Source organism: Microvirga mediterraneensis (assembly GCF_013520865.1).
GTDB lineage: Bacteria > Pseudomonadota > Alphaproteobacteria > Rhizobiales > Beijerinckiaceae > Microvirga > Microvirga mediterraneensis.
The window spans coordinates 4,010,976-4,037,479 of the sequence record NZ_JACDXJ010000001.1; the positions used below are offsets into that span (position 1 = coordinate 4,010,976).

22 protein-coding genes and 2 tRNA genes are annotated in these 26,504 nt (G+C 61.2%); 15 read left to right on the plus strand and 9 right to left on the minus strand.

Annotated features, from left to right (window positions below; genetic code table 11):
* Nucleotides 1–180 precede the first annotated feature (180 nt).
* The 4 genes from H0S73_RS19025 (at nucleotide 181) to H0S73_RS19040 (ending at nucleotide 4,442) form a co-directional block, all read left to right on the plus strand.
* Nucleotides 181–1,170, plus strand: a complete 990-nt coding sequence (locus tag H0S73_RS19025; protein WP_181053619.1) for a ketopantoate reductase family protein — start codon at nucleotides 181–183, stop codon at nucleotides 1,168–1,170.
* A gap of 126 nt (nucleotides 1,171–1,296) precedes the next feature.
* Nucleotides 1,297–2,628 carry an NAD(P)H-dependent oxidoreductase gene (locus H0S73_RS19030; RefSeq protein ID WP_181053620.1) on the plus strand — a complete coding sequence of 444 codons (1,332 nt, stop codon included), beginning with the start codon at nucleotides 1,297–1,299 and terminating at the stop codon, nucleotides 2,626–2,628.
* Between the two features lie 80 nt (nucleotides 2,629–2,708).
* Complete coding sequence (locus tag H0S73_RS19035) at nucleotides 2,709–3,728, plus strand: aldo/keto reductase (protein WP_181053621.1); 1,020 nt, start codon at nucleotides 2,709–2,711, stop codon at nucleotides 3,726–3,728.
* Nucleotides 3,729–4,004: 276 nt separating this feature from the next.
* Nucleotides 4,005–4,442, plus strand: a complete 438-nt coding sequence (locus tag H0S73_RS19040; RefSeq protein WP_181053622.1) for a DoxX family protein — start codon at nucleotides 4,005–4,007, stop codon at nucleotides 4,440–4,442.
* A gap of 175 nt (nucleotides 4,443–4,617) precedes the next feature.
* Here the strand turns inward: H0S73_RS19040 and H0S73_RS19045 are convergent, their stop codons facing one another.
* On the minus strand, nucleotides 4,618–5,088 hold the full coding sequence (locus H0S73_RS19045; RefSeq protein ID WP_181053623.1) for an Lrp/AsnC family transcriptional regulator: 471 nt from the start codon (nucleotides 5,086–5,088) through the stop codon (nucleotides 4,618–4,620).
* Nucleotides 5,089–5,187: 99 nt separating this feature from the next.
* Here H0S73_RS19045 and H0S73_RS19050 point away from each other — a divergent pair, with 99 nt between their 5' ends.
* Both H0S73_RS19050 and H0S73_RS19055 read left to right on the plus strand, forming a co-directional pair.
* Nucleotides 5,188–6,147 (plus strand): threonine ammonia-lyase, encoded by a 960-nt coding sequence (locus H0S73_RS19050; RefSeq protein WP_181053624.1) that lies wholly within the window; start codon nucleotides 5,188–5,190, stop codon nucleotides 6,145–6,147.
* A 45-nt stretch (nucleotides 6,148–6,192) separates the two neighbouring features.
* Nucleotides 6,193–7,050, plus strand: a complete 858-nt coding sequence (locus H0S73_RS19055; protein ID WP_181053625.1) for a GNAT family N-acetyltransferase — start codon at nucleotides 6,193–6,195, stop codon at nucleotides 7,048–7,050.
* Between the two features lie 55 nt (nucleotides 7,051–7,105).
* On the opposite strand, the gene mgtA is transcribed toward H0S73_RS19055, so the two are convergent.
* Both mgtA and H0S73_RS19065 read right to left on the minus strand, forming a co-directional pair.
* Nucleotides 7,106–9,742 carry a magnesium-translocating P-type ATPase gene (mgtA, locus tag H0S73_RS19060; protein WP_181053626.1) on the minus strand — a complete coding sequence of 879 codons (2,637 nt, stop codon included), beginning with the start codon at nucleotides 9,740–9,742 and terminating at the stop codon, nucleotides 7,106–7,108.
* 19 nt (nucleotides 9,743–9,761) lie between these two features.
* Nucleotides 9,762–10,481: a CBS domain-containing protein gene (locus tag H0S73_RS19065; RefSeq protein WP_181053627.1), complete on the minus strand. Its 720-nt coding sequence runs from the start codon at nucleotides 10,479–10,481 to the stop codon at nucleotides 9,762–9,764.
* Nucleotides 10,482–10,893: 412 nt separating this feature from the next.
* On the opposite strand from H0S73_RS19065, the gene H0S73_RS19070 reads away from it, so the two are divergent.
* The 6 genes from H0S73_RS19070 (at nucleotide 10,894) to H0S73_RS19095 (ending at nucleotide 19,609) form a co-directional block, all read left to right on the plus strand.
* Nucleotides 10,894–11,916 (plus strand): ABC transporter ATP-binding protein, encoded by a 1,023-nt coding sequence (locus tag H0S73_RS19070; RefSeq protein ID WP_181053628.1) that lies wholly within the window; start codon nucleotides 10,894–10,896, stop codon nucleotides 11,914–11,916.
* Nucleotides 11,917–12,372: 456 nt separating this feature from the next.
* Nucleotides 12,373–12,783: a hypothetical protein gene (locus H0S73_RS19075; protein ID WP_181053629.1), complete on the plus strand. Its 411-nt coding sequence runs from the start codon at nucleotides 12,373–12,375 to the stop codon at nucleotides 12,781–12,783.
* A 318-nt stretch (nucleotides 12,784–13,101) separates the two neighbouring features.
* Nucleotides 13,102–14,394, plus strand: a complete 1,293-nt coding sequence (locus H0S73_RS19080) for an HlyD family secretion protein (RefSeq protein ID WP_425488200.1) — start codon at nucleotides 13,102–13,104, stop codon at nucleotides 14,392–14,394.
* On the plus strand, nucleotides 14,391–17,153 hold the full coding sequence (gene rbbA / locus H0S73_RS19085) for a ribosome-associated ATPase/putative transporter RbbA (protein ID WP_181053631.1): 2,763 nt from the start codon (nucleotides 14,391–14,393) through the stop codon (nucleotides 17,151–17,153). Before H0S73_RS19080 ends, rbbA begins: the two co-directional genes overlap by 4 nt.
* A 17-nt stretch (nucleotides 17,154–17,170) precedes the next feature.
* Nucleotides 17,171–18,298 carry an ABC transporter permease gene (locus tag H0S73_RS19090; RefSeq protein ID WP_181054389.1) on the plus strand — a complete coding sequence of 376 codons (1,128 nt, stop codon included), beginning with the start codon at nucleotides 17,171–17,173 and terminating at the stop codon, nucleotides 18,296–18,298.
* A gap of 897 nt (nucleotides 18,299–19,195) precedes the next feature.
* Nucleotides 19,196–19,609 (plus strand): DUF2721 domain-containing protein, encoded by a 414-nt coding sequence (locus tag H0S73_RS19095; protein WP_181053632.1) that lies wholly within the window; start codon nucleotides 19,196–19,198, stop codon nucleotides 19,607–19,609.
* A gap of 127 nt (nucleotides 19,610–19,736) precedes the next feature.
* Here the strand turns inward: H0S73_RS19095 and H0S73_RS19100 are convergent, their stop codons facing one another.
* The 3 genes from H0S73_RS19100 to H0S73_RS19105 all read right to left on the minus strand — a co-directional run bounded on the left by H0S73_RS19100 (nucleotide 19,737) and on the right by H0S73_RS19105 (nucleotide 22,870).
* The gene (locus H0S73_RS19100) at nucleotides 19,737–22,112 is read right to left on the minus strand and encodes an arylsulfatase (protein ID WP_181053633.1); all 2,376 of its coding nucleotides are present in this window, start codon (nucleotides 22,110–22,112) and stop codon (nucleotides 19,737–19,739) included.
* A gap of 286 nt (nucleotides 22,113–22,398) precedes the next feature.
* Entirely contained in the window at nucleotides 22,399–22,530 is a 132-nt protein-coding gene (locus H0S73_RS26160; protein ID WP_281369184.1) for a hypothetical protein, read from the minus strand.
* 265 nt (nucleotides 22,531–22,795) lie between these two features.
* Nucleotides 22,796–22,870: transfer RNA gene (locus H0S73_RS19105), tRNA-Gln, on the minus strand.
* A 149-nt stretch (nucleotides 22,871–23,019) separates the two neighbouring features.
* On the opposite strand from H0S73_RS19105, the gene H0S73_RS19110 reads away from it, so the two are divergent.
* Nucleotides 23,020–23,096, plus strand: a tRNA-Pro gene (locus tag H0S73_RS19110).
* Between the two features lie 94 nt (nucleotides 23,097–23,190).
* Here H0S73_RS19110 and H0S73_RS19115 read toward each other — a convergent pair.
* Nucleotides 23,191–23,508, minus strand: a complete 318-nt coding sequence (locus H0S73_RS19115; RefSeq protein ID WP_181053634.1) for a hypothetical protein — start codon at nucleotides 23,506–23,508, stop codon at nucleotides 23,191–23,193.
* Nucleotides 23,509–24,104: 596 nt separating this feature from the next.
* On the opposite strand from H0S73_RS19115, the gene H0S73_RS19120 reads away from it, so the two are divergent.
* The gene (locus tag H0S73_RS19120; protein WP_181053635.1) at nucleotides 24,105–24,506 is read left to right on the plus strand and encodes a DoxX family protein; all 402 of its coding nucleotides are present in this window, start codon (nucleotides 24,105–24,107) and stop codon (nucleotides 24,504–24,506) included.
* 61 nt (nucleotides 24,507–24,567) lie between these two features.
* Here H0S73_RS19120 and H0S73_RS19125 read toward each other — a convergent pair whose 3' ends face one another.
* A complete protein-coding gene (locus tag H0S73_RS19125) occupies nucleotides 24,568–25,266 on the minus strand; it encodes a hypothetical protein (RefSeq protein WP_181053636.1) in 699 nt (232 codons plus the stop codon).
* A 174-nt stretch (nucleotides 25,267–25,440) separates the two neighbouring features.
* Here H0S73_RS19125 and H0S73_RS19130 point away from each other — a divergent pair, with 174 nt between their 5' ends.
* Nucleotides 25,441–25,731, plus strand: coding sequence for a hypothetical protein (locus H0S73_RS19130; protein WP_181053637.1), 291 nt, complete (start codon nucleotides 25,441–25,443; stop codon nucleotides 25,729–25,731).
* A 79-nt stretch (nucleotides 25,732–25,810) separates the two neighbouring features.
* On the opposite strand, the gene H0S73_RS19135 is transcribed toward H0S73_RS19130, so the two are convergent.
* Entirely contained in the window at nucleotides 25,811–26,419 is a 609-nt protein-coding gene (locus H0S73_RS19135) for a biotin transporter BioY (protein WP_181053638.1), read from the minus strand.
* Between the last annotated feature and the right edge of the window lie 85 nt (nucleotides 26,420–26,504).

Below are 26,504 nucleotides of genomic sequence, written 5' to 3' on the forward strand. Positions count from 1 at the left end.
CCGGCACGAGGCCGGTGATGACGTGGATGGACCTGTTCGAAGCTCTACAGCGGGGTCTCGACCTTTCATCGCAGCCACCTCTCACCGAAAACGTGCTAAACCCTGGAACACACGGGACAAGGCGCTTAAAGAGGATGCGAGTCCCTTTCCCTCTCATCCAGCTTTCACGCGAGGATCATCATGCGGATCATTGTCTATGGCGCTGGCGCAATCGGAGGGACCGTCGCGGCGGCCCTGACGCTCTCGGGGCAAGAGGTCGTCGGCATCGCGCGCGGTGCTCAGCTCAAGGCGATCCAGGACGACGGGCTGCTTCTGCGCACGCCGGAGAAGACCGAGCGGGCGAAGTTCTCCTGCGTGTCGGACCCGACGGAGATCGATTTCCGCCCGGACGATGCCATCCTGCTGACGATGAAGACCCAGGACACGCTGGCCGCGCTCGAACGCCTGCGGGTAGCAGGCGTCACCGGGCAGCCGCTCTTCTGCGTTCAGAACGGCGTGACGAACGAGCGGCTCGCCCTTCGCCTGTTCCCCGAAGTGCATGGCGTGACGGTGATCATGCCGGCGGCGATCTCGGCGCCGGGCGAGATCGCCGCGCACTCCGTGCCGCGTCACGGCATCTTCGACATCGGGCGCTATCCGGGCGGCAGCAACGCGCACGACGCGAAGCTCGCCGAAGCCCTGGAGGCGGCCAACATCGCGGCCTTCGTGTCGCAGGACGTGATGCAGAGCAAATACGGCAAGCTGATCCTCAACCTGAGCAACATCCTGCAGGCAGCCCTCGGCCTGGATGCCGATTACAAGCACTTGGAAGCACTGCTCCGAGCCGAGGCGGAAGCCGCCTACAGGGCGGCCGGCATCCCATGGCTCGACGTCGGTGCAGCCGATGCGCGCAGGGCGCAGCTGGTGAAGCAGCAGCCGATCGCAGGGATCGACCGCCTGGGCAGCTCGACGACGCAGAGCCTTGCGCGCGGCGGCGGCTCCATCGAGACGGATTATCTCAACGGCGAGATCGTGCTGCTCGGACGCCTGCACGGCGTACCGGTTCCGGCGAACACCTATTTCACGGAGCTGGGTGCCCGCATGGCGCGGGAAGGACTCAAGCCCGGAGCGGTCTCGGTCGCAGAGGCCGAGGCGCAACTCTCCGCTCTCGGTGCATTGCCCACGCGCTGACCGCGCAGCCGCGTCCCTCACCCTTTAGGCGCAATGGGCCGCATCGAACGATGTAGCCCATTGACTTGCGCCATCGCAGCTTCGAGCCTGACCGGAAAGGAAACCCAAGCCGGGAAGCGAGGCGCCATGAATCTGACAGCATTGCTCCGCCAACGACACGAGACGGGGCGCCCTGTTCGCACCGCGCTGATCGGCGCCGGCAAGTTCGGTTCGATGTTTCTCGCCCAGGTACCGACCATCGACGGTCTTGAGGTCGCGCTGATCGTCGACCTCGATCCGGAACGGGCGCGCGCAGCCTGCCGCAATGTGGGCTGGAACGAGGAGAGGATCGCAGCCACGCGCTTCTCCACGAACGGGACGGATGCGTCCCATGCCGACGATGTGGAGGTCGTGATCGAAGCGACCGGCCATCCCGAGGCAGGCATCCGGCACGCAATGGCTGCCATCGAGGCCGGCAAGCACATCGTCATGGTCAATGTGGAGGCCGATGTCCTGGCAGGACCTCTGCTTGCCGAAAGGGCGCGGGAGCGCGGCGTCGTCTACTCGATGGCCTATGGCGACCAGCCCGCGCTCGTGTCCGAGATGGTGGACTGGGCCAGGGCCGCGGGCTTCACGGTCGCGGCGGCCGGCAAGGGAACGAAGTACCTCCCGGCCTATCACGCGGTCACGCCGGACGATGTCTGGACCCATTACGGACTGACCGCCGAGCAGGCGAAGGCGGCGGGCATGAACCCGCAGATGTTCAACTCCTTTCTTGACGGCACCAAGTCCGCCATCGAGATGGCCGCCATCGCGAATGCCTGCGACCTCGACGTTCCGGAGGACGGCCTGCGCTTCCCGCCCTGCGGCGTCGACGATCTCGCGCATATCCTGCGCCCGCGCGACGTCGGCGGCCTGCTCGACCATGACGGCATGGTGGAGGTGGTGTCCTCGCTCGAGCGCGACGGCAGACCCGTGTTCCGGGATCTGCGCTGGGGCGTCTATGTGGTGCTCAAGGCCCCCAACGATTACGCGGCAGCGTGTTTCAGGCAATATGGGCTGCCCACCGATTCGACGGGCCGCTATGCGGCCATGTATAAACCCTTCCATCTGATCGGCCTCGAATTGTCGATATCCGTCCTGAGCGCGGCCCTGCGCGGCGAGCCGACCGGCTCGTGCCGGTCATGGCGCGGCGACGCGGTGGCGGTTGCCAAGCGCGACCTCACGGCAGGCGAAAGCCTCGACGGCGAAGGCGGCTACACCGTCTATGGTCGCCTGGTGCCCGCAGCGCGCAGCAAGGCCCGGCGCATGCTGCCCATCGGCCTCGCCCACGGCGTGCACCTGACTCGCGATGTCGCGGCGGGTTGCGTGGTCACGGAGAACGATGTCGATCTCGATCCAACGCGGCTGGCCGTGCGGATCAGGCACGAAATGTGCAGCCGCGACAGAGCTCAGTCCGATCCGCAGGTCCCGCGATGAACGCCGCCGTCTTCGTTGCGCATATCGATATCCCGGCAATCGCCCTATCTTTCCCCCGACACCGATGACGGAGCTTCGCAATGGATTACCGCAACCTGGGCCGGTCCGGCCTCAAGGTCTCCCCGATCTGCCTCGGCACGATGATGTTCGGCGGGCCGACCGATGAAGCGCTCTCCGGGCGCATCATTTCGAAAGCCCATGAGGCGGGCGTGAACTTCATCGACACGGCCGACGTCTACAACGAGGGCGTCTCCGAGGAGATCACGGGACGGGCCATCGCGCCTCATCGATCCCATTGGGTGCTCGCCACAAAGGTGGCCAATGCGACCGGGCAAGGTCCCAACGAACGCGGCCTCTCGCGCCGGCACATCATGGAATCGGCAGAGGCGAGCCTGCGGCGCCTCGGCACGGACTGGATCGACATCTACTACATCCACCGGGAAGACTACACGACGCCGCTGTCCGAGACAGTGCGCGCCATGGGCGATCTCGTGCGCCAGGGCAAGATCCGGTATTTCGGCGTCTCGAACCACAAGGCCTGGCGCGTGGCCGAGATCTGCCGCCTCTGCGACGAGCTCGGCATCGACCGGCCCGTGGTGAGCCAGCCCTACTACAACGCCATGAACCGGATGCCCGAGGTGGAGCACCTGCCCGCCTGCCATTACTACGGCCTCGGCGTGGTGCCCTATTCGCCCCTCGCGCGCGGCGTCCTGACCGGCAAGTACAGCCCCGACGCGCCGCCGCCGGAAACGAGCCGCGCCGGACGCCAGGACAAGCGCATGCTGCAGACCGAGTGGCGGCCGGAATCCCTCCAGATCGCACAGGACCTCAAGCGCCATGCGGAGGCGCGCGGCATCACGGCGGGCCAGTTCGCCGTGGGATGGGTCCTGAACAACCGCATCGTCACGGCTGTGATCGCGGGCCCGCGCACGGAAGAGCAATGGGACGATTACCTGAAGGCGCTCGATTATCGCTTCACCGCCGAGGATGAGGCCCTCGTCGACAGTCTCGTCCCGACCGGCCATCCCTCGACGCCCGGATACAACGACCCCGCCTATCCGGTCGAAGGCCGGGCCCCCTGGACGGTCCCGGGAGCCTGAGCATCGTCCAGGGGCCGCTCCCGCGTGACTGGTCCGGAGAACGGCTCCGGGCTCTAAAGCATCCAACGCAAAAGTGGGAACCGGTTTTGCGCAAAAAGGATGCCACGAGACAAAAGCTGAGAGCATCGGACGTGAGTTCGAATTGACGCCCGCTGCTTTCAAAGGAGGCAACTTTGCATTACTGCAATGTCCTATCTGCACGTTGCTACGTTGCATTGCATCGATGAGCAGATCAGGTTCTTGGCAACGGACCATAGAGGTCTCGGAGACAAAACTATGATCGACACCCGCCTTGCTCCCTATGGTGCTTTCGCCCTCCGCGTGGCCCTCGGCATCATGTTCATCGCTCACGCTTATCTGAAGATCGCCGTCTTCACGGTGCCGGGCTTCGCCGGCTTTCTGACCCAGGTCGGCTATCCGGCCTTTCTCGCCTGGCCGATCATCCTGGCCGAGCTGATCGGCGGCCTCGCCATCCTGCTGGGCTTCTATGGTCGCGCCGTGTCGGCCGCCCTCTTGCCGGTTCTCCTGGGCGCCCTGCTCGTGCACGCCCCGAATGGCTGGGTGTTCAACGCCCCCAATGGCGGCTGGGAATATCCCGCCTTCCTGGCGCTCGCCGCCCTTGCCCATGTCCTGATCGGCGACGGCGCACTCGCCGTGAAGCCCGGCACCTTCGGCCTCGGCTCCGCCACCCCGCTCCGCCCTAACGCTGGGTAACTTTTCACGTAAGCGATGAGCGACCGGGCAAGGCGCCCGGTCGCTCGGCGGTCTGGAAGATGCCCTATCGTCTGTCTACCAGATGAATTGGCATCTCCTTCCAACGCCTTCCAACCTTTATCCCCCATGCCAAGCCGCCGGAGCCTCTCGGCAAGATGGACGTTGGGTCATGGGTTCAGGTCACGTCCGTCGCAATCTTCAGACCGCGCTTGATCGTCTTGAGGGAAATCAGGCTCTTGTACTTGCGCACGACCGGTTGCTCGGTCATCAGCCGCTCGATGAAGGCGTTGTAGCCGTCGAGGTCGCGAGTGGACACAAGAAGCACGTAATCCGCATCCCCCGTGACGTACCAGCATGATTGCACCTCCGGGGCCTCGGAAACCCAACGCTTAAAGGCCTCCAGGGCGCTTCGACGCTCGTTGTCGATCTCCACCTCGACCAGCACCGTCACCGTTCGCCCGAGCGACCGCGGCTCGACCAGTGCAATCACCTTCTCGATGACGCCCTCCCGCTTCAGGCGAGAGATCCTGCGCTGCACGGCGGACGCGGAGAGACCGACCTCGGCGGCGATCACCTCGCTCGATCGTTCAGCGTCGTCCTGGAGCAGATCGAGGATCAGACGGTCGAAATCATCAAGGCTCGTCATGCGGAAATCGTGCGATACATCAGGTTCTCGAGCGGGCTTTCAGCGCGCCTCGCATAAAAATCGGGAGCAAGCCGCACGGAAGATTGCTACGTTTCTCGCATGAGCAACACTGACCTGTCACCTGTCCGAATCGCCAAGGCGCGGCACCTGATCGACCCCGTCTTCATGAACTCCGCCCTGCGGACGTCGCCTGCTATCGACCGGCATCTCGGGCTGTCCCTGTGGCTGAAGGACGAGACTGAAAATCCGATCCGCTCCTTCAAGGGCCGAGGAACCAGCCTGTTCGTCGCCAGCGACCTTGGCGGGCCCACAACCCTTGTCGCGGCCTCCGCAGGCAATTTCGGCCAAGGCTTGGCCTATGCCGCCGCCAAAGCCGGGCATCGGGTCATCGTCTTTGCCGCCGAGACGGCGAGCCCGCTCAAGATCGACGCCATGCGCAAGTTCGGGGCCGAGGTCATCCTCCACGGGCAGGATCTCGATGCCGCCAAGGCCCGAGCGAAGACCTTCGCCGCCGAGCGGAGCTTCCGGTTCGTGGAGGACGGGGCGGAGCCTGCCATCGCCGAGGGTGCGGGCACGATTGCCATGGAAATCACAGACGCGCTGCCGGAGATCGATGCCGTGTTCATTCCGCTCGGCAACGGCGCTCTCGCCTCCGGCATGGGGTGCTGGCTCAGGCACCGCTCGCCCAGGACCCGCATCGTCGCCGTCGCGGCCGAAGGAGCGCCCTGCATGGCACATTCCTTTACGGCAGGGCGCCCGATGGAGACACCCTCGGTCGACACGATCGCCGACGGCATCGCCGTGCGGGTGCCGGTGCCGTTCGCGGTCGAGTCCTTGAAGGAGACCGTCGACGAGGTGGCGCTCGTGAGCGATCGGGCCATCCTGGAGGCCATGCGTCTCATTCGGCAGCATCTCGGCCGCGTGGTGGAGCCTGCGGGCGCCGCAGGCCTGGCCGGACTTCTGACCCGACGACGGGAACATGCGGGTTCCCGTGTAGCAACGGTGCTATGCGGGGCTAACCTCACCCCGCAGCAGATCACAGCCTGGCTGCCGGATTAGCGCCTTCGGCATTCCCCGCCCCTTCTCAGCCGAATGGAGGCCCCGATGTCCCTTCCCCCGGGCGTGACCAGCCGCCCTGCCCTGACCTTTACGACATCTGCGCTCGCCGAGATCATGACCGCCTGCTTCGAAGGCTATGTCGTGGCTCAGACGATTAACGGAGAGATGTTCAACGCCCGCTTCCGGCGCGAGACCCTAGACCTGCACGCCAGCCGCGTGTTCGTGGAAGGCGAATGCCCTGTCGCTCTCATCCTTGTGGCCCGTCGTGGCTGGACGGCGCGGATCGCCGCAATGGGCATCGTCCCGTCTCACCGGGCTCGGGGCCTCGGGCGGATTGCTTTGAGTGAGGTCGTCGACAATCTGCGCAGCCTCGGCGACCGCCGTGTGCTGCTCGAGGTCATCGACACCAACGAGCCGGCCGTGCGCCTTTACCGCAGCCTCGGCTTCGAGAGCAGCCGCCGGCTGATCGGCTATCGCCGACCTGCGGCGGCCGAAGCATCATCTGCCATGGCTCACCTTGTCGACATCGATCCATTGCTCATCGCCCGCAAGCTGGCCGAGGAAGGACCGGCAGATCTTCCATGGTTCATGGCCCCGGAAACTCTTTCTGCCATGGCCGCACCGGCGCGTGGGCTGTCTCTGGAGGGAGCCGCCTTCGCCCTCGTGGAACCTGCGCCGCAACCTGCAAGCCTCACCCTGCGTACCCTCTTCGTGAACCGCGACGCGCGGAGACGCGGATTGGGCCGCGCCATGATCTCTGCCCTGTCGGCAACCTATCCAAAGCATGATCTGCTCGTCACCGCGAACATGCCCGAGGAACTCGCTCTGGACTTCATGGCCCGCATGGGATTCGACCGGACACCGATCGGCCAGTTCGAGATGTATCTTGAGATCGCTACCTGACCTTATCATTCAAGGCCGACCGCTAAACCGCAAGGAGGACAAGTGGAAAGGACACTCAGCCCGCAGCTTTCAAGCCTCTGGAATAGCGTCTTGCAATCGAGCGCTGCTTTGGCAGGGCGAAGCGCTTCAGGATCTCCGCCATCAGAAGGTAGCCCGCCCCAAGAACAGCCAGGATCGCCAGGATGGGCCAGGGAAGCGTTACGAATCCTAGGCCCATCCCCATGGGCGACAAGGCCATGAGGAGAGCCACGCCCAGGGTTAAGAGCGAGCTCGCCACCAGCACCTTGTTCGGCCCGCTGATCCAAGCCGGCAGGGAGGTCCGGATCAGGAAGACGACGAGAATCTGCGTTGCCGTGGATTCCACGAACCATCCCGTCCGGAAAACCTCTGCCGATGCACCAAAGCCCTGAAGCAGGACCACGAAAGTCGCGATGTCGAACACGGACGACAGCGGCCCCATGATCAACGAGAAACGCAAAAGCTCGTGCATGTTCCAGGTATGAGGACGGGCAATCTCGCGCTCATCGACATTGTCGAAGGGAATGCCGGTTTCGCTTACGTCGTAGAGCAGGTTGTTGAGGAGAACCTGGATCGGCGTCAGCGGGAGGAAGGGCAAGAAAAGCGATGCGAAAGCCATCGACAGCATATTGCCGAAATTCGACGACGTCCCCATTCGGATGTACTTCATGATGTTCGCATAGGTCCGCCTGCCCTCGGCGACCCCATCCGCTACGACGCCAAGATCGTGCTCGAGCAGGATCATGTCGGCTGCGGCGCGGGCGACATCGGACGCTCCATCCACGGACAAGCCGGCATCTGCGGCCTTGATGGCAGGAGCGTCATTGATGCCGTCGCCGATGAATCCGACCGTGTGGCCCTGCGCCTGAAGAGCTCGAACGATCCGCGTCTTCTGATCTGGCGATACGCGAGCGAACAGGTCGGTCTGGACAGCACGCACAGCCAGCGCCTCGTCGCCGAGCTTGGCAATCTCGGCTCCCGTCAACAAACCATGCGCGGGGACATCGAGGGCCCCGACGATGTGGTGCAGAACCGGCGCGGCATCGCCTGAGATGATCTTGATTTTCACCCCGACTGCCTCCAGCCTGGCGATCGCCTGAGCGGCCGAGGCCTTCGGCGGATCGGCGAAGACGCAATAGCCGGAGAAGACGAGGTCCTGTTCATCGTCAACGGCAGGCCTGTCACGATCCGCAGGTATGCTCCGCCAGGCAACGCCGAGACAACGAAGTCCTTGAGTGGACTTCTCCTCGAGAAGGCGTTCCAATCTCATCCGGACGTTTGAATCGAGGGCAATTGCGACACTTGTTCCCTGATCGACCCGATCACATCGCGCCAGAATTTCCTCAGGCGCCCCCTTCACGATCAGAATGCGCTCTCCGTCCTTCGCGGCAAGAACAGAAACGCGTCGACGCTCGAAGTCGAAAGGCACGTCCGCGATCCGCCGCCATGCGTCCAAGGATTTGTCTTCCGCATGCGCAAGAATGGCGTCATCGAGTGCACTCCTGACGCCGCTCTCGAACCGGCTGTTGACCGTGGCCAATTCGATCACCCTCTCTGAATCCACTCCATTGAGATCCGGATGACCGACCAATGCGATGCTGGCCTCGGTCAGGGTACCGGTCTTGTCGGTGCACAGAACATCCATGGCCCCAAGATCATGGATCGCCGACAGACGCTTCACGACCACCTTGCGGGCTGCCATGCGTACGGCCCCACGCGACAAGGTCACGGTCATGATCATCGGCAGCAGTTCCGGCGTGAGCCCGACCGCCAATGCCACCGCGAAGAGGAAGGACTCAATCGCTGGTCGATGAAGCATCAGGTTGGCAAGGAGGACGAACAACACCAGGAAGGCCGTCATGCGCAGGATCAGGATCCCGAAGGCATGCAGCTCCCTTTCGAAGGCGGTGGGCGGCTCCACTGTTCGCAGGGCGGCTGCAATCCCGCCGAACCGGGTTTGTGCGCCGGTGGCGACCACCAGCATGGTGGCCTCACCGCTCACCAGCGCCGTGCCGCCAAACAGGGCATTGAAGGCTTCCGCCGGCGTGTCCGCATTGCTCGGTCCGGGCCGCTTCTCGACCGGAAACGGTTCGCCGGTCAGCAATGCCTCGTTCGTGTGGGCCGCCTTGGTGTCGAGCACGATCCCGTCAGCCGGGACGAGGTCGCCTGCGCGCAGCAGAACGATGTCGCCAGGCACGATCTCGTCAACCGGCAGGCTGAGCGGCTTTCCGTCCCGCTCCACGGTCGAGCGCACTGCCACCGAACGCTTGAGAGCGTCGGCCGCAGCTTCGGCGCGATGCTCTTGCGTGACATCGAGTGCAATGGAGAGCCCCAGGATCGTCAGGATGATGCCGAAGCTTGCCCAGTCGCCGGTAGCGCCGGAGATCAGGGCAGCCGCGATCAGGATGGCAATGAGCGGCTCGACAAGGCGCTTGCCGATCTTCGCAAGAATTCTGCGGCGCGTCGGCTCGACGGCGACATTGGGGCCGAAGTCCAGCAGACGCCGAGCCGCTTCTTTCGCGGACAATCCATCCTTCCCTGTCCCGCATCGGGTAAGGCATTCCTCTGTAGGATAGACCCAGAAGCGATCCTGGGCGCCCGCTGGCGCACGCTCAGGATCGGCAAGGCCTTGGCGCACCGCCTTTCGATCCGGAGTCGAACTCGATTGTATCATCGCCTAAGTTCCGAAGCGGCTATCTTGGGCTGTCGTCCGGCGGAAGGATCACCATTCCGGACACAGGCTCGATCCAGACCAGCTGATCCTTCACCGACTTTACACCGGGCACGTTCTCCGCGATCACGTGGGCGGCCCTCCGCTCCCGCTCATCGAAGATCGATCCGATAAGTTCAACGGCGCCGTTCAGCACATTGACCCTGATGAACGACCCACCCCAGTCCTGACTGGCGAGTTCCGCAACGATGGCATTGCGGATCTGCTCGTCGTTCATCATCTCCTGCGCGCTCGCCGGAGGAAGAGCCTGCGCCAGGGCGCGCATGATATCGGATCGCGTCACGATCCCGATCAAGCTATCGCCCTTGATGACCGGAAGCCGCTTGATGTGGCGGCGGCTCATGGCTTCGACGACGTCATCGAGCGTCGCATCGCTTTGAACCGTCACGAGGTCGGCGGACATTACCTCTTCGACCTTGCGGCCATGGGCATGGACGAATTCATCCGCGATCCTGCCGGGCCCGACGAGGAATTCCAGCCACGATGGACGTCTGCATTCGGTACCGAGCTCGCTTCGGCGCAGAAGGTCACCTTCGCTGACAACACCGACCAGGCGGCCGTTGCGTTCGACCACGGGAAGGCCGCTGATCCGATGGGCCAGCATGAGCTTGGCCGCCTCACCGATGGAGGTCGAAGGCTCGACGCTGATGACCGGCGTGGTCATGACATTCTCGACAATCACGGTACGTCTCCAGACGCTGTGGAAGGGCTCACTCGAAACCCGGATGGTGGCAGGGACGTGAGCATCTTGGTGTGGGTCGACTTGCTTGCCTCGTTCGGCCCGACGAGGCCGAATATCTCGCGGAGCCGCACGTCCAGCGACACGCTGTCGACGGCAACTATCTCACCGAGGCGTCTCGTCAACGCATGCGTTTCGACGATGCCGGGCTCTTCCGGCTCACAACGAGTGTCGGAGTCCGCCATCCCTCCTCCTATGAGACACGTTCATAACCTTGGATATCGCAACCCGGACGAACATTGATCTTCGTCAAGCATCTGCCCTCGTAGGATCGATTGATCCTTCGCAATGTGCGGCTTGGCGGACCCGGGCAGGATAAAGTTCTTGTCGTCTCTCGTACCGATGAGCGAACGCAGTGGGCAGTAACCCGTCTCAATCCAAGCTGCAGGCGAGCCATTGGAGACGGCGCCATTCGCCCCCCGCAGAGGTTGAGAGCATCGGAAAGACACCTTTTGGCCTTCTCGACTTCGTCATGTGGGCGAGCGGCTGGCATCAGTTTGGGCTGGCGCTTCTGTCTGGGCTCGCCTTTGCCATGGCCGTCGTCCCTCTCGAGCTCCAGCGGCGCATCATCAACGATACGCTCCGAAGCCATAGTATCCGTGATATCGCAACGCTGGCGGGGATCTATGTGGCGATTGCCCTCGCGGGCGGTTTGATCAAGCTCATCCTGAATCTGTACCGGAGCTGGGTCGGCGAGAAGGCCGTGCTTCGGCTGAGAACCTCGCTTCTAGCCGACCTCGTCGACCTGGAGACCGAGCATCAGCCGATGAAGGACGGAATCAAGGTTTCACTGATCATGGATGAGGCCGATCCCATTGGCGGGTTTGTAGGCACCTGCATCTCGGAACCGCTGCTGCAGGGTGGGATCCTGATCAGCGTCTTCGGCTACCTGATCCATCTGCAGCCGCTGCTGGCTATGGTTACACTCCTTGTCTTCACGCCTCAACTCGTCTTCGTGCCGCTCATGCAGCGGGCGATCAACCGAAGGGTTAGCGCCCGCATTGTCGCTCTTCGCCAGATCAGTGTCGGGATTATAGGCGGATACGCGGACATTTCTGCGCCGGGTCTGCGGGAGAACGCATTGGTCGAGATCGTCTTCAGCCTGAACATGGGCATCTACAAGCTCAAGTTCTCCATGAATTTTTTCATGAACCTTATGCATCAACTCGGCATATGCTCCATCCTGACCCTTGGCGGTTACTGGGTCATACAGGGCAAGATGGAGGTTGGGACTATTGTCGCGTTCCTGTCGGGATTGGCTCAGATCAATGATCCATGGGGCGACCTGGTCAACTGGTACCGGGACCTGCAGGTCACCCAAACCAAGTATCGCCGAATTGTGGGAGCCGTGCAGGATCTCCAGAAAAAAACTCGCTAGGATCTTTCAATGCATTCACAAAGGCCCTGCGGACGGCATACCAATCGTCTTTACATAAGATTGACGGATATGCCGCTCAGTAGAACCTGATTTCATTCTTAGGCCCTACACGCAGCTGTTACACTCGAACTCAGTTGCCAACTGCATGGCCCCAATGAGTGTCTTGTCTGCGGGGAACAATCAGGCGATCCTAATCCAACCCTCGTCAACCGCCGCAGCTTCTATCATCAGGAACCGCTGGGTTGCGTAGCCAAGCATGTGCGGTTCACGCCGAGGCTACCGTATCAAGAGGCACAGGAACCAGTTTTCGTAACGAAATCCAACCATGCGAACTGAACGATATTGCTCGAACGCGCTTCAGCGCTGAGAGGATATGCGATGGACAGATATTCCGCTTCACGATCTTATCTGTCTCTGATCGCGGCCATGATCATGTGTCTCTCAGGAGGCCCATCCATGAGAGCCATCGCGCAGGAGCAAGACGCTGGCCGCCCGACGTTGGGCGACCTTATGCTCCTGACCCAATTGAGGCACTTTAAGCTATGGTATGCGCAAAAGGTCGGAAACTGGCCACTTGCCAATTACGAACTGCAGCAGTTCAAGACGACAATCGACCGAATTGTTAAGCTGTATCCGACAGCATCGTCGATCGCTCAAGCCAACTTGATCCATGAAAAGACGGATCCGGCCATGCAGGCCCTGCAGCAGGCTGTCTCAGACCGGGACGGCTCGCGGTTCGAAGCCGCTTTCTTGCAGGTCACGAATGCTTGCAATCAATGCCACCAAGCTGCCGGCGTCGGGTTTATCACCGTGCAGGTGCCAACCCACTCGCCATTCGGCAACCAGAACTTCGGACCGGCGCCCTGATCGGTCGCAACGTCCTGGATTTGGAGCCGACGACCGCTGATCTGAACCTTCGCATCAGCACGACACATTAGGATCACCGTAAAGGCAAGGTGATCGGGGCCAATGGTAGGAATTCTGTCCTCACAGCCCTTGCCCAGCGCAATACCCCCGGATTTGCTCAATATCAATCCGCCTACCGGACAGCAGGTATAGCTTGTCTGCCAAGAGTTAGGGGATGCGCAACATGCTGCATCCAGAGGATTACGGATCCCGATGTCCAATGGGTACACAGAGCCAGGACCGAATGATCCTGCCGCAAGGACGGATGTGCGCGAGGGGATGCATCCTCCCCCCTTAGGGAACAATGCCGTCACCGTTCAAGGGCAGATCCTGCCGAGACACGAGGGCATCCAACCCGGCCAGCCGTCGCGGTTGCCGGTCATGCAACCAATGCGCCCGCGATGGCGCACGCCGTTGCTCGTCGCCCTCCTTGTAATCCTCGCAATGGCGGGATCCGGATATTACTGGTGGCGTCAACATCAGCCGACGCTGCCGCCGGGCTTTGCCGTGGGAAATGGCAGGTTGGATGCCGATGAGATCAACATCAGCACCAAGTTCGCAGGACGCATCCTCAACCTTTACGTCGACCAGGGTGATCTGGTGAAGGCCGGCCAAGCGGTCGGTCTTATGGACACACGGGACCTCCAGGCTCAGTTGAAGCAGGCCGAAGCGATGGCTCTCCAGGCGCAACGGGCCGTGGATGAAGCTCAACAGAATTTGGCGCAGCAGCGGAGTCTGGTATTGAGCACCCAAGCGGCCGCGGTTCAGTCGCAAAAGACCGTTGACGAGGTGAATGCCAATCTGCTGCAGCAGCAGAGCCAGGTGAAGCTGGCCCAACAGGAGCTCGACCGGACGACTGCGCTGGTGCCAAGAGGGATTGCCACAATCGAGTTGCTCGATCAGCGCCGGCAGGCGCTGAATGCCGCTGTGGCGGCGGAACGCGCAGCGGTCGCCAGGGTCAGTGTGGCGGAGCAGGCACTCATTTCCGCCCGGCACAATGCCGACGCGGCGATATCATCCCGCAATGCGGCGGCAGCCAGGGTGGGCCAGGCTGAAGAAGCGCGCGAAGCGGCCGCACACAATGTCGAGTATTACAACGTGAACATTGCGGACAACACGCTCGTTGCGCCACGTGACGGGCCGATCGAATACCGCATCGCCAATATCGGAGAAGTTCTGCCGGCCGGCGGCAAGGTCTTCACCATGCTCGACGCGTCTTATGTCTATATGGATATCTTCCTTCCGACAGCGGACGCCGGTCGGGTCAGGATCGGGAGCGAGGCGCGCATCGTTCTCGACGCCTATCCTCAAGTCGCTATTCCGGCCAAGGTCGTATACGTGGCCAGCGAGGCGCAGTTCACGCCGAAGACCGTCGAAACGAAGAGCGAGCGTGACAAGCTCATGTTCCGGATCCGAATTCGGATCGATCCCGAACGGCTCAAGGGTTATGAGGCTGCGGTAAGAAGTGGCTTGCCGGGTGTTGCCTATGTCCGCACCGACCTGAATGCGGAATGGCCGCCCAACATGCGTCCAGAACCTGTGCCGGACACGTTGCGAGCGGTGACGCCATGACGAGAGACGGCGCGATTGCAGTTCTTGAGGATATTGCGCTTCGTTACGGCCAGACCGTTGCACTTGACGGCATTACTCTCACGATCCCCAGCGGCTGCCTGGCCGGCTTGATCGGGCCGGACGGGGTTGGGAAATCGTCCCTGCTCGCCATCATGGCCGGCGCCCGGCAGATCCAAGCCGGCAGAGCCTATGTCTTGGGTGGGAATATGGCCGACTCCGCGGTTCGCTCCGCCCTTTGCCCACGCATAGCCTATATGCCGCAAGGGCTTGGCAAAAATCTTTATCCAGATCTCACCATTCGGGAGAATATCGAGTTCTTCGGCCGTCTGTTCGAAGAGCCCCGATGCGAGCGCGAAGCCCGCATGGCCGAGCTTCTGTTCAGCACTGGACTTGCACCTTTTGCCGACCGACCGGCCAAGAAACTGTCCGGAGGAATGAAGCAGAAACTCGGCCTCTGCTGTTCACTGATCCACGATCCGGATCTGCTGATCCTCGATGAGCCGACGACGGGCGTCGATCCCTTGTCCCGTCGGCAATTCTGGAGGCTCATCGAGCGAATTCGAGCGCGGCGTCCAACGATTTCGGTTCTTGTCGCGACTGCATACATGGAGGAAGCGGAACGATTCGATTGGCTGGCAGCGGTCGATGCCGGCAGGATCGTGGCAGTTGGATCCCCCTCCCAGCTCGAACGCGCGACCAAGGCCAGCTCTGTCGAAGAGGCCTTCATTGCCCTGCTCCCGGAGTGCGAGCGTGTCGGCTATCACGCTTTCGCAACATTCCGTCGCCCTGACGCAGATGCTGAACCGGTCATCGTGGCCGAGGATCTGACCCGCCGGTTCGGGGACTTCACGGCCGTCGACCATGTCAACTTCACAATCAAGAGAGAGGAAATTTTCGGCTTTGTCGGCTCTAATGGTTGCGGCAAGACGACCACCATGAAGATGCTCACCGGTCTTCTGCCATCCAGCGAAGGCGAAGTGCGGCTGTTCGGTCGGCCTCTCGATGCGCGAGACCTCAATGCGCGCAAGCGCGTCGGCTACATGTCCCAGGCATTCTCGCTCTACACCGAGCTGACGGTCCGTCAGAACCTCGATCTCCACGCCCGTTTGTTCCATCTGCCGGTCCAGAAGGCGAAAGAGCGGATCGCCGAATTGGTCGAAACTCTCGGCTTAGCCGAGTATATGGACGAACAAGCGCAGGATCTGCCCCTCGGGATCCGTCAGCGGCTCTCACTGGCGGTCGCCATCGTTCACGAACCCGATCTCCTTATTCTCGACGAGCCGACCTCCGGGGTCGACCCAATCGCGAGGGATCAGTTCTGGAATTTTCTGACGGATCTAGCACGCAATCGTGGCATAACGATTTTCGTCTCCACCCACTTCATGAATGAAGCCGAGCGCTGCGACCGTATCGCACTCATGGATTCAGGTCGTGTTTTGGCAACCGACACGCCGGCCGGATTGATGCAGGCCCGGTCCGCCAAGTCTCTGGAGGAAGCTTTCATCGACTACCTCGAGGACGCGGAACGGACGCGCTCCGGCACCGAAGAGCCGAACTTGAGCTTTGAATCGGAGTCTATTGAGAAAGTCGCTCCTTTCTCGCACGGATCGAACATGAAACTTGGCATGAGTGCACGCTTCAGCTTCAAGCGGCTTGCTGCCTGTACCATCCGGGAGACCCTGGAACTGGCGCGAGATCGCGTCCGGCTCGGCTTTGCCATCCTCGGCACGACCTTCCTGATGCTTGTTTTCGGCTTCGGGATTTCCACTGACGTCAACGGCCTCACATTCGCGGTTCTCGACCACGATCGCAGTCACGAGAGCCGATCCTATCTTGAGGCTCTACGCGGCTCGACCTACTTCACGGAAAAGCCTCCTCTGACAGATTATGCGGCCCTGGAGAAGCGCCTTGCCGACGGCGAGATCGATGCGGCCATTGAAATCCCTCCCGGCTTCGGTCGGAATATCATGCGCGGCCAGAGCACAGCGGTTGCGGCGTGGGTCGATGGAGCCCGCCCCTTCATCGCGCAGACGATCCGTGGCTATCTGCAAGGTCTCCATCAGCTCTATCTCGGCGACCCTTTGATGAAAACAGGCCAGACGGCGAAGCCTGCCGCTGCGGCCGTCCAGATTCGTTTCAAGTACAATCAGAATTTCGACAGCATCTACGCGATGGTCCCGGCACAATTAGCCATGCAACTTGCCCTCTTTCCTGCCATCCTCATGGCGCTTGCGGTGGTGCGCGAAAAAGAGCTTGGATCGATCACCAACCTCTATGTGACGCCGGTCACCCGTCTCGAGTTTCTTCTGGGAAAGCAGGTTCCGTACGTTGGATTGGCGATGATCAACTTCGCTCTCATGTTCACCATGGCGCAGCTCGTCTTCCATGTTCCTCTCAAGGGAAGCTTTTTGACCCTGTTTCTTGGAACCTTGATCTACGTCGTCACGACGACAGCCTACGGAATGCTGGTCTCGACCTTTGCCCGTACGCAGATCGCCGCCCTCTTCGGAACGGCGATCCTGACTGTTCTGCCGGCGACGATGTTCGCCGGCATGCTCGTGCCGGTTTCGTCCCTGACAGGAATGGCCCAAATCATGGGGCGTTTTTTCCCGATGACATACTATCTTCCAATCAGTGTCGGCACCTTCACCAAAGGGCTCGGCTTCCGCGATCTTTACGCCGAAATTCTCGTTCTCGTGGCGTTCGTACCGGCACTGACGACTTTCACCCTGTTGCTGCTCCGCAAACAGGAGCGCTAGGTTCGGTGAACTGGGTTATGCGGAAGATATCGAACATTTTCTGGCTCGGAACGAAGGAGCTGCGAAGCTTCCTGCATGATATCGTCTTGCTCAGTCTCGTCATCTACAGCTTCTCTCTTGCAATCATAGCGCAAGCGCAAAGCAGCTCACAAGAAGTCCACAATGCATCGATCGCTATCGTCGACGAGGACAACTCGAACCTGTCGCGAAGCATACGACATGCATTCCTCGCTCCTTATTTTCAGACACCGCAGCTGATCGCCGAAAGCGAGGTGGTCCCATTGATGAATGCGGGCCGGTATACTTTTGTCATCGACATCCCTCCGCGCTTCGAAGCCGATACTCTCGCGGGACGTCAGCCGGAAATACAACTCAACGTCGATGCGACCGCCATGGTGCAAGCCGGACTGGGGTCGAGCTACGCACAGCAGATCATCTCCAGAGAGATCGATGCCTTCATGTCTCGCGTCGAAAAGGCCCATCCACCCGTGGTCGATCTCGTCGTGCGTATTGCCTTTAACCCCAATGCTGAGACAGGGTGGTTCACCAGCGTTATGGGCATCATCAACAGCATCACGATGCTCGCTATCATTCTTGCCGGAGCGGCCATCGTTCGCGAGCGCGAGCACGGCACATTGGACCACCTCCTCGTCATGCCGCTGACTCCGTTCGAAATTGCGGCATCGAAAATCTGGGCAAACGGCTTCATTATCATCGCAGCAGCGGGCTTTTCCTTGTACATCGTGGTCAAGGGCGTGTTGCACGTACCGATCACAGGCTCAATCCCACTGTTCTTGCTTGGAACCGCAGCTTATCTTTTCTTTGCCACGGCCATCGGGGTCTTCCTCGGAACGATTGCGCGTTCAATGCCGCAACTCGGCCTTCTCTATCTCCTGGTCTATCTGCCCTTGGCCATGTTGTCGGGCAGCAATACGCCGCTTGAAAGTATGCCGTCTTGGCTGGCGGCGATCCTACAGATCTCGCCGACAGTCCATTTCGTCAGCTTCGCACAGGCCATTCTTTATAGAGGAGCTGGATTTGACGTGGTCTGGCCGGAGTTCCTGATCGTCGTTCTCATCGGCGGCGTCTTTCTTGCGCTAGGACTATTACGCTTTCGCAATATGACGTCCACCGCAGCAATGTGACGGTTGTTCGACTCTAGCGCCGGTCGGGCAGTAAAAGATCCGGTTCCATTCGACAGCGGGTCCTGCAATCCCATTACTTCCTTTTGGGACACTCGAACCTGATCCATCGTCACTGGCCAAGGCATCCGGGGCTTGCAAACAATCTGCCGTTCATTGGAGTGACCTGACAGGAGGCGGATGATACCGGAAGAACAATCGCGATATTGTTTGCCGAAGGCCCAAGTGGCGGGGCGAGCGCGATGGGATCGAAAGCACTCATTGGCACATAATTTGAACCGACGAGGTAAACCGGCATCGGGCGATAGAAACCGCGCGGCGTCACTCGCAAGACAAGAGGGCGGCTGTTTTCGTTCCGACGAATGTTGGATTGGGCACCGGCCTGCGAGGGAGAGATTACGGAAGTCATTCCGGCTATGGTCAAGATTGTAAGTGTTCTGCGCATGAGCCGCCCTCCTCTCCTGAGCAGATCTGCCGGGGCACCCCTTCAATAATCCTAAGCTGCTCTACGCTGTTTGCTTGACCGTCTGAGCCATCGTCTTGACATTGAAGGACATGGCTCACTGAGCGAAGCAAGATCATGTATCATGGGAAAAGTGGTCCCGGATTTCGGCAAAAAACCATGCTCTGTTCAGAGAGTGGAGCATCGGACCCGAAGTTGGTTTGGACCTTTAAGTCTGTCTCCTTGTTGATTGAGACTATCGCGCGGGCGCCATAAAATGAGCGCGGGGGCCGACCTCCATCAAATCGGCAGCGTCCCAATCCCGGAGCAGCGATAGGCGACTGCCCTCCTATCCCTTTGGGATTCTATATCGGTGATCGGCACATTTGTTCTCAGAACATGGTTGACGTATGTTTCGCCAATGTGAGTAGTGGGCGCGCCCGATTGTGAGGGTTGTGTTGATTGAACTCATTCCCGATGCAGAGAGACTGTCAAAGGTCTTCAGTGAGGCAGCCGCACCAGCCTTCTTCCTGGGCGCCGTTGCCGGATTCATCTCGATTCTGATGTCCCGGCTTTCGGACGTGATGGGGCGTATGAGAAGAGGAGAACCAGAGGCCGGAGACGATCGCGACTATCTCTTGGAGCGGGCGCGGCTCTTGCTGAGTGCGATCAGATTGTCTCTGGCTGGCGGTCTCTGCACGACGTTGCTTCTCGCGCTCGCGTTTCTTGGTGCACTCCTGCAATTACCCCATATCTATGGCGCGGCCATGCTGTTTCTCTTAGCGACCGCCTTCGTCGGACTGTCTCTTCTCCGCTTTTTCCAGGAGGTTCATGTCAGTCTTGAGGAGCTGAAGCGTTTCCGAAGAGAGTAACCATACAGTACACTCTGAACTTCATCGCAGCTGGGAGCATGCGCGAGATCGCCGACGCGCCTTGAGCTGGATGCTGAGTGGCGCTTCGCCCTACGCGCAGTTGTCTTTCGACGATCTGAATTGATTGCTATTGCCGCGCCATCATCACGCGCAACCTGTCCTCCGGCTTGATCAGGTGACTGAAATCGTCCTGCCCGGTATCGAGCTGCACCCAATTGATCGTGCCGGTGAAGTGTCCGTTATGCGCCGGATAGTCCGGAACCACGAGAGAGCCGCTTTCATACCCGATGTCGGTACTCTCCTCTGCGGAGAAGAGCAGCGGCTCGGTCTGCGGAATACGGTCCCGGCCAACCTCCTGGCCATCATAGTACAGGGTGAGAGTACCGCCCCTGCCGAGACCGCCGCCGTCATAGGCAAACTCCGCTCTGACCTGGTGCGTACCCGCTGGAAGCGGCTGCCGGGCCTTTGCCCGATAAAGATCCAGGCCGAAATAGTTGTAGGCGAACGTCGCCTTGCCATCCTCCATGTAAAGGCTCCAGCCGCCGAACCGTCCGCCCTGGGCGATGATGATGCCCTCCGTGGCATGATTCATGACGGCGACCTCCGCCGTGATCGAGAAGGAAACATTCTTCATCGACAAGACGGCGTGCTCGGAGAGTCTGCCCATACCGGGGAACAGCATCTGGGAATGCCCCTGCACGAGGACCGGACGCCCGGCTATGACAGGATTGAAACGCTCCACGAGCCGGTCATCAAGCGGGAACACGTTGTATTTCACCGCCTCGATGGCAAACATCAGATGCAGCTCTTTGAGCTTCTCCGGCATCTTTTGGGCGAGATCATCAACCTGGGTCCAGTCCTTGGACCCGTCATAAAGCTCCCAGGTGTCCTGGTCGAAGGGTATCGTGCTGTTGGTCGTCACGACCCAGGGCGTGCGGTGCTTGGTGATCGCGCTCCAGCCCTTGTAGTAGATGCCGCGGTTGCCGAACATCTCGAAATACTGGACGTCGTGGCGTTCCTCTGCGTTGGCTTCGTCGAAGCTGTAGCCCATGGAGACGCCTTCCATGGGGCTTTGGGTGATCCCGTTGACCATCTCAGGTTCAGGCAGCCCTGCTGCCTCAAGGATCGTCGGCGCCACATCGATCACATGGCTGAACTGGTGACGCAGCTCGCCCTTGGCCTTGATCCCATTCGGCCAATGCACGATCGTTCCGTTGCGTGTGCCGCCCCAGTGCGAGGCTATCTGCTTTGTCCACTGATACGGCGTGCACATGGCATGAGCCCAACCGACGGCATAATGATTATAGGCTGTCGGCGTGCCGAACTCGTCGATATGCGCCTTCAGGAATTCCGGGGTCTCGATGCCGCTGATGCCGTTGAGAAGCAGTGCTTCATTGAACGTGCCCTGTAACGTGCCCTCGGCGCTCGCGCCATTGTCGCCGATGATATAGTAGACCAACGTGTCGTCGAGGATGCCGAGGTCCTCCAGGACGGCGATCAGGCGCCCGACCTGATGATCGGCGTGTTCCAAGAAGCCAGCATAAACCTCCATCTGGCGCGCGAGAACGGGCTTCAGTTCGTCCGGCATGTCGGCCCAAGCCGGGATCTCGTCGTGGCGCTTCGTGAGCTCGCAATCTCCGGGGATCACCCCGAGTTCCTTCTGGCGTGCGAAGGTCAAGTCGCGCTGCCGATCCCATCCGTGATCGAATTTACCCTTGTACTTGTCCGCCCATTCCTTCGGCACATGGTGGGGCGCGTGGGTTGCGCCGGGAGCGAAGTAGATGAAGAAGGGCTTGTCGCCGCCCGCCAGTGCCTTTTGCTGGCGCACCCAGTTGATCGCCTTGTCGGCCAGATCCTCGGTCAGGTGGTAGCCTTCCTCCGCTGTGCGAGGGGGAGCCACAGCCGTGGTTCCTTCAAAAAGTTCCGGCTCATATTGATTGCACTCGCCCCCGATGAAACCATAGAAGTACTCGAACCCTCCGCCGCCCGTGGGCCATTGGTCAAAGGGGCCTGTCGGACCGGTTTGCCAGGTTGGAACCTCGTGGCATTTGCCGAAGTGAGCTGTCGCATACCCGTTCAGTTTCAGGATCTCGGGGAGCAGCGCCTTGGTATTGGGCCGAAGTGAGTTGTAGCCGGGAGCGGAGGTCGCCGCTTCCGTGACGCATCCCATTCCGACGCTGTGATGATTGCGCCCTGTCAGGAGGGCCGAGCGGGTGGGAGAGCACAGCGCCGTGGTATGAAACCGGGTGTATTTGAGCCCGGTCGCGGATAGTCGTTCCGCCGTAGGCGTACTGACGGGGCCGCCGAAGGCACTCGATGCGCCGAAGCCGACATCATCGAGCAGCACCACCAGGACGTTCGGCGCTCCCTTGGGCGGTCGCAGAGGCTCGATCGGGGAGAACTTCGTGTTGGGATCCTTGGCATCGTAGGTCGTCAGGCGCACCTGTGTGCGATCCGGGATGGGAAGGATAGAGCGCTGGATGCCGTCTCGTCCGTTGATCATGCTGAGCCTCGTTCCGATCTTCGCTCATCTGTACTGACGCCCGCGCAGGCGCTATCGACCCTCATCTGCCGAGGCACCATGATCCTGAACGCGTCGGGCGTTGAACGGCGCCCCTGGCCTCGGCAGGATCATACCGATCCGCTGAGCCGCCACTTCAGGTACTCTGGCGAGAAGGTCAGACATCATGGTCATGGCGGGCTCCCGACATCGCAACCCCGCCCAGGCGAGGCCGTCGCTCTGGCAAACGCCACATTGGGACCATAGGAAATGCGGGGAGCTGCTCTGATCAAGGCAGCCAGACACGGCGGCACATCCTCGTCTCGAAGAAGATGTTGCGCGCATCGAGCCAGATCGTCAACGGATCATCAGGATAGGGTTCGAAGGCTGCCCAGGCTTTGTCGGATGACCAAAAAGGCATGCCATGACACTCCTCCCGCTCAGCCAAACTCAATCAGGAGGATAGAACCTAAATTGTGCCAAGAATTTATATCGATTCCCTACTTAGGAGGAGGTGGCTGTGGTGCCCTCTCTCCCGATTCACGATCGTCGCTCTGTGGGGAACTTCATTGAACCGCCTTGCTATCGCTGAGTGCGACCGGCAGGAATACTGTCAGCTCTGCCAGGGGACCTGCCGGTTCAGGTAACTCTTTGAGTCTCTGAGATTTTTATGAGGCAGAGAAGGATGGCTGGGGCGCCAGGATTCGAACCTGGGAATGGCGGTACCAAAAACCGCTGCCTTACCACTTGGCGACGCCCCAACAGATGTGGCGTGTACATAATCGGCCAGATGGCGGCTGGCAACAGCGTTTTGCGCAAGGTCGTATATCTGGAAGAAAGACTGAATTCTCCCCTTGCGGCGCCCCCGCCTCGCCGCTATAAGACCGGCCTCCCGGGAATTTCTCGGTGTCGGAGTGTAGCGCAGTCTGGTAGCGCACCACGTTCGGGACGTGGGGGTCGCAGGTTCAAATCCTGCCACTCCGACCATTCTCCTCACAGAAATGGTCGATCGAAGCACAGGGCATCGTCCCTGTCTGATGCAGGTTGGTCGTCGGCACGGCGCGCTTCCCCGTACCGACCGTCAATGCGTCGAGAAGCGTCCGTCCTCCTGGTAGGTCTCATAATGAAGTGTCTGGGCTGGAACCGCCTCGCGCTGGGCCTTGGGCCAGTCCTGCGGGGTTTCGTTGGCTTGAGGCATGTAACGCGGACGGAACCTCAGATCGACAAGGCTACGCAGTTCCGGAGCTGCGAGGTCCAGCACATTCGCGTCGCGCCAGCGGCGATGAAGCTTGGCCTTGCCGAACATACGGCCCCAGAAGCCCATCACTTCTTCCTCGACCTGCAGGACAATGCGGCCGGTGAAGGTTTTGCGAAGATTGAAACGTCCCGTCAGAGCCATTCGACTCTCCTCAACTCTTAATTCTTCAAAACGCGGATCGCCTAAGGCGCAGCTATCGACCAAGGACCATCCAACCCTGGCTTAGGCACGCGGTTGAATGCTTTCCTGTTAGCCAATGCCGTTGCACAGCAAGGGTTCCGGCCTTTCCTGCCATCGACAAGTTGTCACAGGAGCGATGTGCGCCACGTCACGAATGCGCGCCGCTCGACATCAAATAAGGCGCCCTGCGCGAAGGTTCAGCGGAAGGGGCGATCAAATAATCGGGAGAAGAAAAGTCTTTGAGGCTCATCGGAAACGTCTAACCGCCGTCGGCAATCGGCATCACGCCCGACGCGGCTTGGAGGTGAGATCGATAGTGACGAGTTGCCCGGTTTTCGGATCGAGGATGGTCATGCAAGCCTCCTGTTCTGTTGGCGTAGGAGAAACGCCCGAGTCGTGAGCCGGATCAAACCGTGTTGGGAACGTGGTAAGCAACTCGTTACCGGAAGCTTCGCGTTGAAGACTGGGAAGATCGGAGCGGAACCTGTATCGGGGCTTCGCTCATGGGCGGATCGGCGAAGCCGTCCGCTCCCCCCTCTGAAGCTTGGAGATTTCTGATGAATACCGATCGGCTCGAGACCGTCTGGGCGCCGCGCCTTCTCAGCATCCTGCGCATCGTCGCCGCTCTCATCTTCATGGCGCATGGGACGCAGAAGCTCCTCGGTTTCCCGGCCTCGCCCAATCCTGGACCGGCCGCTTTCAGCCTTCCCTGGATTGCCGGCGTTCTGGAGATCGTGGGTGGAGCACTCCTGATCCCCGGCCTGTTCGTGCGCCCGGTCGCTTTCGTCCTCTCGGGCCTTATGGCCGCCGCCTATTGGATCGCCCATGCTCCCCGCAGCCCCTACCCCGTTCTGAACGGTGGCGACGCGGCCATTCTCTACTGCTTCGTTTTCCTGTTCATCGCAGCGGCTGGCGGCGGCGCATGGAGCCTGGATCGGGCTCTTCGCGCAGGCCGCTAAAGCGGATCGAACACGTCGAAGAGTGGAAGGCGAATGGCAGGAGATACCTTTCCTCGTCTTCCTATTCCGGCTTCGTGCCGGTCGGGCGGCGAAGGCGCTCGTCCTCCACCTCGACATGGAGTGTATGGTCGCCCTCATCCTCGTCGAGGGGGATGGGCATGAGATCCGTGGTCAGGCCCGTGGTGGTGGAGGCGGCGGCGCCGATTGGAGGAGCCGGAGCCTCATCCTGTTCCCTGGCCGCCTCCATCGCCTCTTCGCTCGGCTCGACTTCGCCCTCATCGTCGAGAATCCGCACGACCCTGTCCCGTTGCGCCTCGTCGACCTTCACGGTGACGAGCGCACCGCCGCGACGGACGCCCTCCGCATAATTCTGCGCTTCCTCGTCGCCGAGCCCGGCATCGACCAGCGCGCCTGCGAGGCCGCCGACGGCGGCTCCGGCGCCCGCTCCCACGAGGGTCGAAACGATCCATCCCGCGGCGATCACGGGCCCGAAGCCCGGAACGGCAACCGTGCCGAGTCCTGCCAGGAGTCCGGCTCCGGCCCCGGCGACCGTGCCGGCCGCGGCGGTGGCTCCGGCGAATTCGTGAGGCGCCCCCTCCTTGTCGAAGGAGCGCGTCGCGTAATGCGTATGGGCATCGTTGAAGTTGTTGGAGACCAGGCTGATCTCGAAATTCGGCACATGGGCTGCCTCGAGCCGCTGAACGGCCCGCGCGGCTTCGTCGTAAGTATCGAAGAAGGCGGTGATTCTGCGCTCGGCCATGGGAGCCCTCCAGTTTCGAGACGGTCGCAAGGCTAATGAGCGGCTGGCCGGCCCGGTTCCCCCTTGGCCTATCGCTCCAGCGGATGCGCGTCCATGCCGCCTTCCAGCGCGGGATATTCCTTGATACATTCCAACAAAAGGTGCCCGGAAAGGGTGATTTGGGGGCTTCCCGTTATGCGACATATCCACCTGGACGACGGTCTGCGGCTGCGTTTTCCCGGCCGCACCGAGGATTTCGATCAGGGCGTCGAGATCGGCATGATTGCCGTGTTGATGGATCAGGGCCTGGGCGAGTTCTCGCGCTGGATCGCCCGGTCGAACCTCAGCCAGGTCGAGGCCATCGCCAAGCAGATGGGCTACCGGATCGAGGACAATGGCGGCGACGAGGAATGGGCCGACATCACCTTCCTCCATGGCACCGCGAAGGCCAAGCCCAAGCTGCGGCTGGTGCATTCGGTCGGCTGATCCGCCGGCCCGATCCGATCCTCAAAAAGAAGAAGCCGCCCGAAGGCGGCTTCCGGAAGACATTGCGTCGCGAACCCGATCAGGCCTTGCCGCCGCGGCGGGTCACGGACCAGGCCGCCTGCATCAGGGCCACGGCCAGGGCGGTCTTCACCAGGGTTGCCGCCATGAAGGGCGCCGCGCCCACGGTCCAGGCCTTCGCGAAGGGCATGACCAGCGACAGCTGGCCCAGGCCGAAGGCGAAGATCACCGCATGACCGATGGTCATCATGATGATGACGCGCGGGAGCGAACGATCCCAACCGCGCTCGGCCATGAAGCCCATGACGACGGCCGCGGCCAGGAAGCCGATGAGGAAGCCTCCGGTCGGGCCCATGAGGTAACCGATTCCAGCCGTCGGACCGGCGAAGACCGGCATGCCCATGGCGCCCTGAGCGAGATAGAGGCCGACGGTCGCGCCGCCGAGGCGCCAGCCGTAGGACGCACCGATGAGCAGCACGACCAGGGTCTGCAGCGTCAGAGGAACGTAAGGCAGGGGCACCTGCACCTTGGCGGAAAGGGTGAGGAGCGCCGTGCCGACGGCCATCAGGACGATGGCGCGGAGGGCCGCGAAGCGGGCATCGTCCCGGGACGGCCAGAGCAGGCCGACGAGGGTCGACGGAGAAGACAGCGAAGAGACGCCGGTCGTCATGAATTGAATCTCCAGATCGTTCCGCCATTCGCGCGGCGGCTCATGAAGCCTTATACGGAGGTCCGGCCCATGCCTCAAGCGAAGG

What these genes read in the sequence shown, in the direction of transcription:
- H0S73_RS19025 (WP_181053619.1), top strand. Translation starts at nt 181, where the DNA reads ATGCGGATCATTGTCTATGGCGCTGGCGCAATCGGAGGGACCGTCGCG.
- H0S73_RS19030 (WP_181053620.1), top strand. Translation starts at nt 1,297, where the DNA reads ATGAATCTGACAGCATTGCTCCGCCAACGACACGAGACGGGGCGCCCT.
- H0S73_RS19035 (WP_181053621.1), top strand. Translation starts at nt 2,709, where the DNA reads ATGGATTACCGCAACCTGGGCCGGTCCGGCCTCAAGGTCTCCCCGATC.
- H0S73_RS19040 (WP_181053622.1), top strand. Translation starts at nt 4,005, where the DNA reads ATGATCGACACCCGCCTTGCTCCCTATGGTGCTTTCGCCCTCCGCGTG.
- H0S73_RS19045 (WP_181053623.1), bottom strand. Translation starts at nt 5,088, where the DNA reads ATGACGAGCCTTGATGATTTCGACCGTCTGATCCTCGATCTGCTCCAG.
- H0S73_RS19050 (WP_181053624.1), top strand. Translation starts at nt 5,188, where the DNA reads ATGAGCAACACTGACCTGTCACCTGTCCGAATCGCCAAGGCGCGGCAC.
- H0S73_RS19055 (WP_181053625.1), top strand. Translation starts at nt 6,193, where the DNA reads ATGTCCCTTCCCCCGGGCGTGACCAGCCGCCCTGCCCTGACCTTTACG.
- mgtA (WP_181053626.1), bottom strand. Translation starts at nt 9,742, where the DNA reads ATGATACAATCGAGTTCGACTCCGGATCGAAAGGCGGTGCGCCAAGGC.
- H0S73_RS19075 (WP_181053629.1), top strand. Translation starts at nt 12,373, where the DNA reads ATGAGAGCCATCGCGCAGGAGCAAGACGCTGGCCGCCCGACGTTGGGC.
- H0S73_RS19080 (WP_425488200.1), top strand. Translation starts at nt 13,102, where the DNA reads ATGCATCCTCCCCCCTTAGGGAACAATGCCGTCACCGTTCAAGGGCAG.
- rbbA (WP_181053631.1), top strand. Translation starts at nt 14,391, where the DNA reads ATGACGAGAGACGGCGCGATTGCAGTTCTTGAGGATATTGCGCTTCGT.
- H0S73_RS19090 (WP_181054389.1), top strand. Translation starts at nt 17,171, where the DNA reads ATGCGGAAGATATCGAACATTTTCTGGCTCGGAACGAAGGAGCTGCGA.
- H0S73_RS19100 (WP_181053633.1), bottom strand. Translation starts at nt 22,112, where the DNA reads ATGATCAACGGACGAGACGGCATCCAGCGCTCTATCCTTCCCATCCCG.
- H0S73_RS26160 (WP_281369184.1), bottom strand. Translation starts at nt 22,530, where the DNA reads ATGCCTTTTTGGTCATCCGACAAAGCCTGGGCAGCCTTCGAACCCTAT.
- H0S73_RS19115 (WP_181053634.1), bottom strand. Translation starts at nt 23,508, where the DNA reads ATGGCTCTGACGGGACGTTTCAATCTTCGCAAAACCTTCACCGGCCGC.
- H0S73_RS19120 (WP_181053635.1), top strand. Translation starts at nt 24,105, where the DNA reads ATGAATACCGATCGGCTCGAGACCGTCTGGGCGCCGCGCCTTCTCAGC.
- H0S73_RS19125 (WP_181053636.1), bottom strand. Translation starts at nt 25,266, where the DNA reads ATGGCCGAGCGCAGAATCACCGCCTTCTTCGATACTTACGACGAAGCC.
- H0S73_RS19130 (WP_181053637.1), top strand. Translation starts at nt 25,441, where the DNA reads ATGCGACATATCCACCTGGACGACGGTCTGCGGCTGCGTTTTCCCGGC.
- H0S73_RS19135 (WP_181053638.1), bottom strand. Translation starts at nt 26,419, where the DNA reads ATGACGACCGGCGTCTCTTCGCTGTCTTCTCCGTCGACCCTCGTCGGC.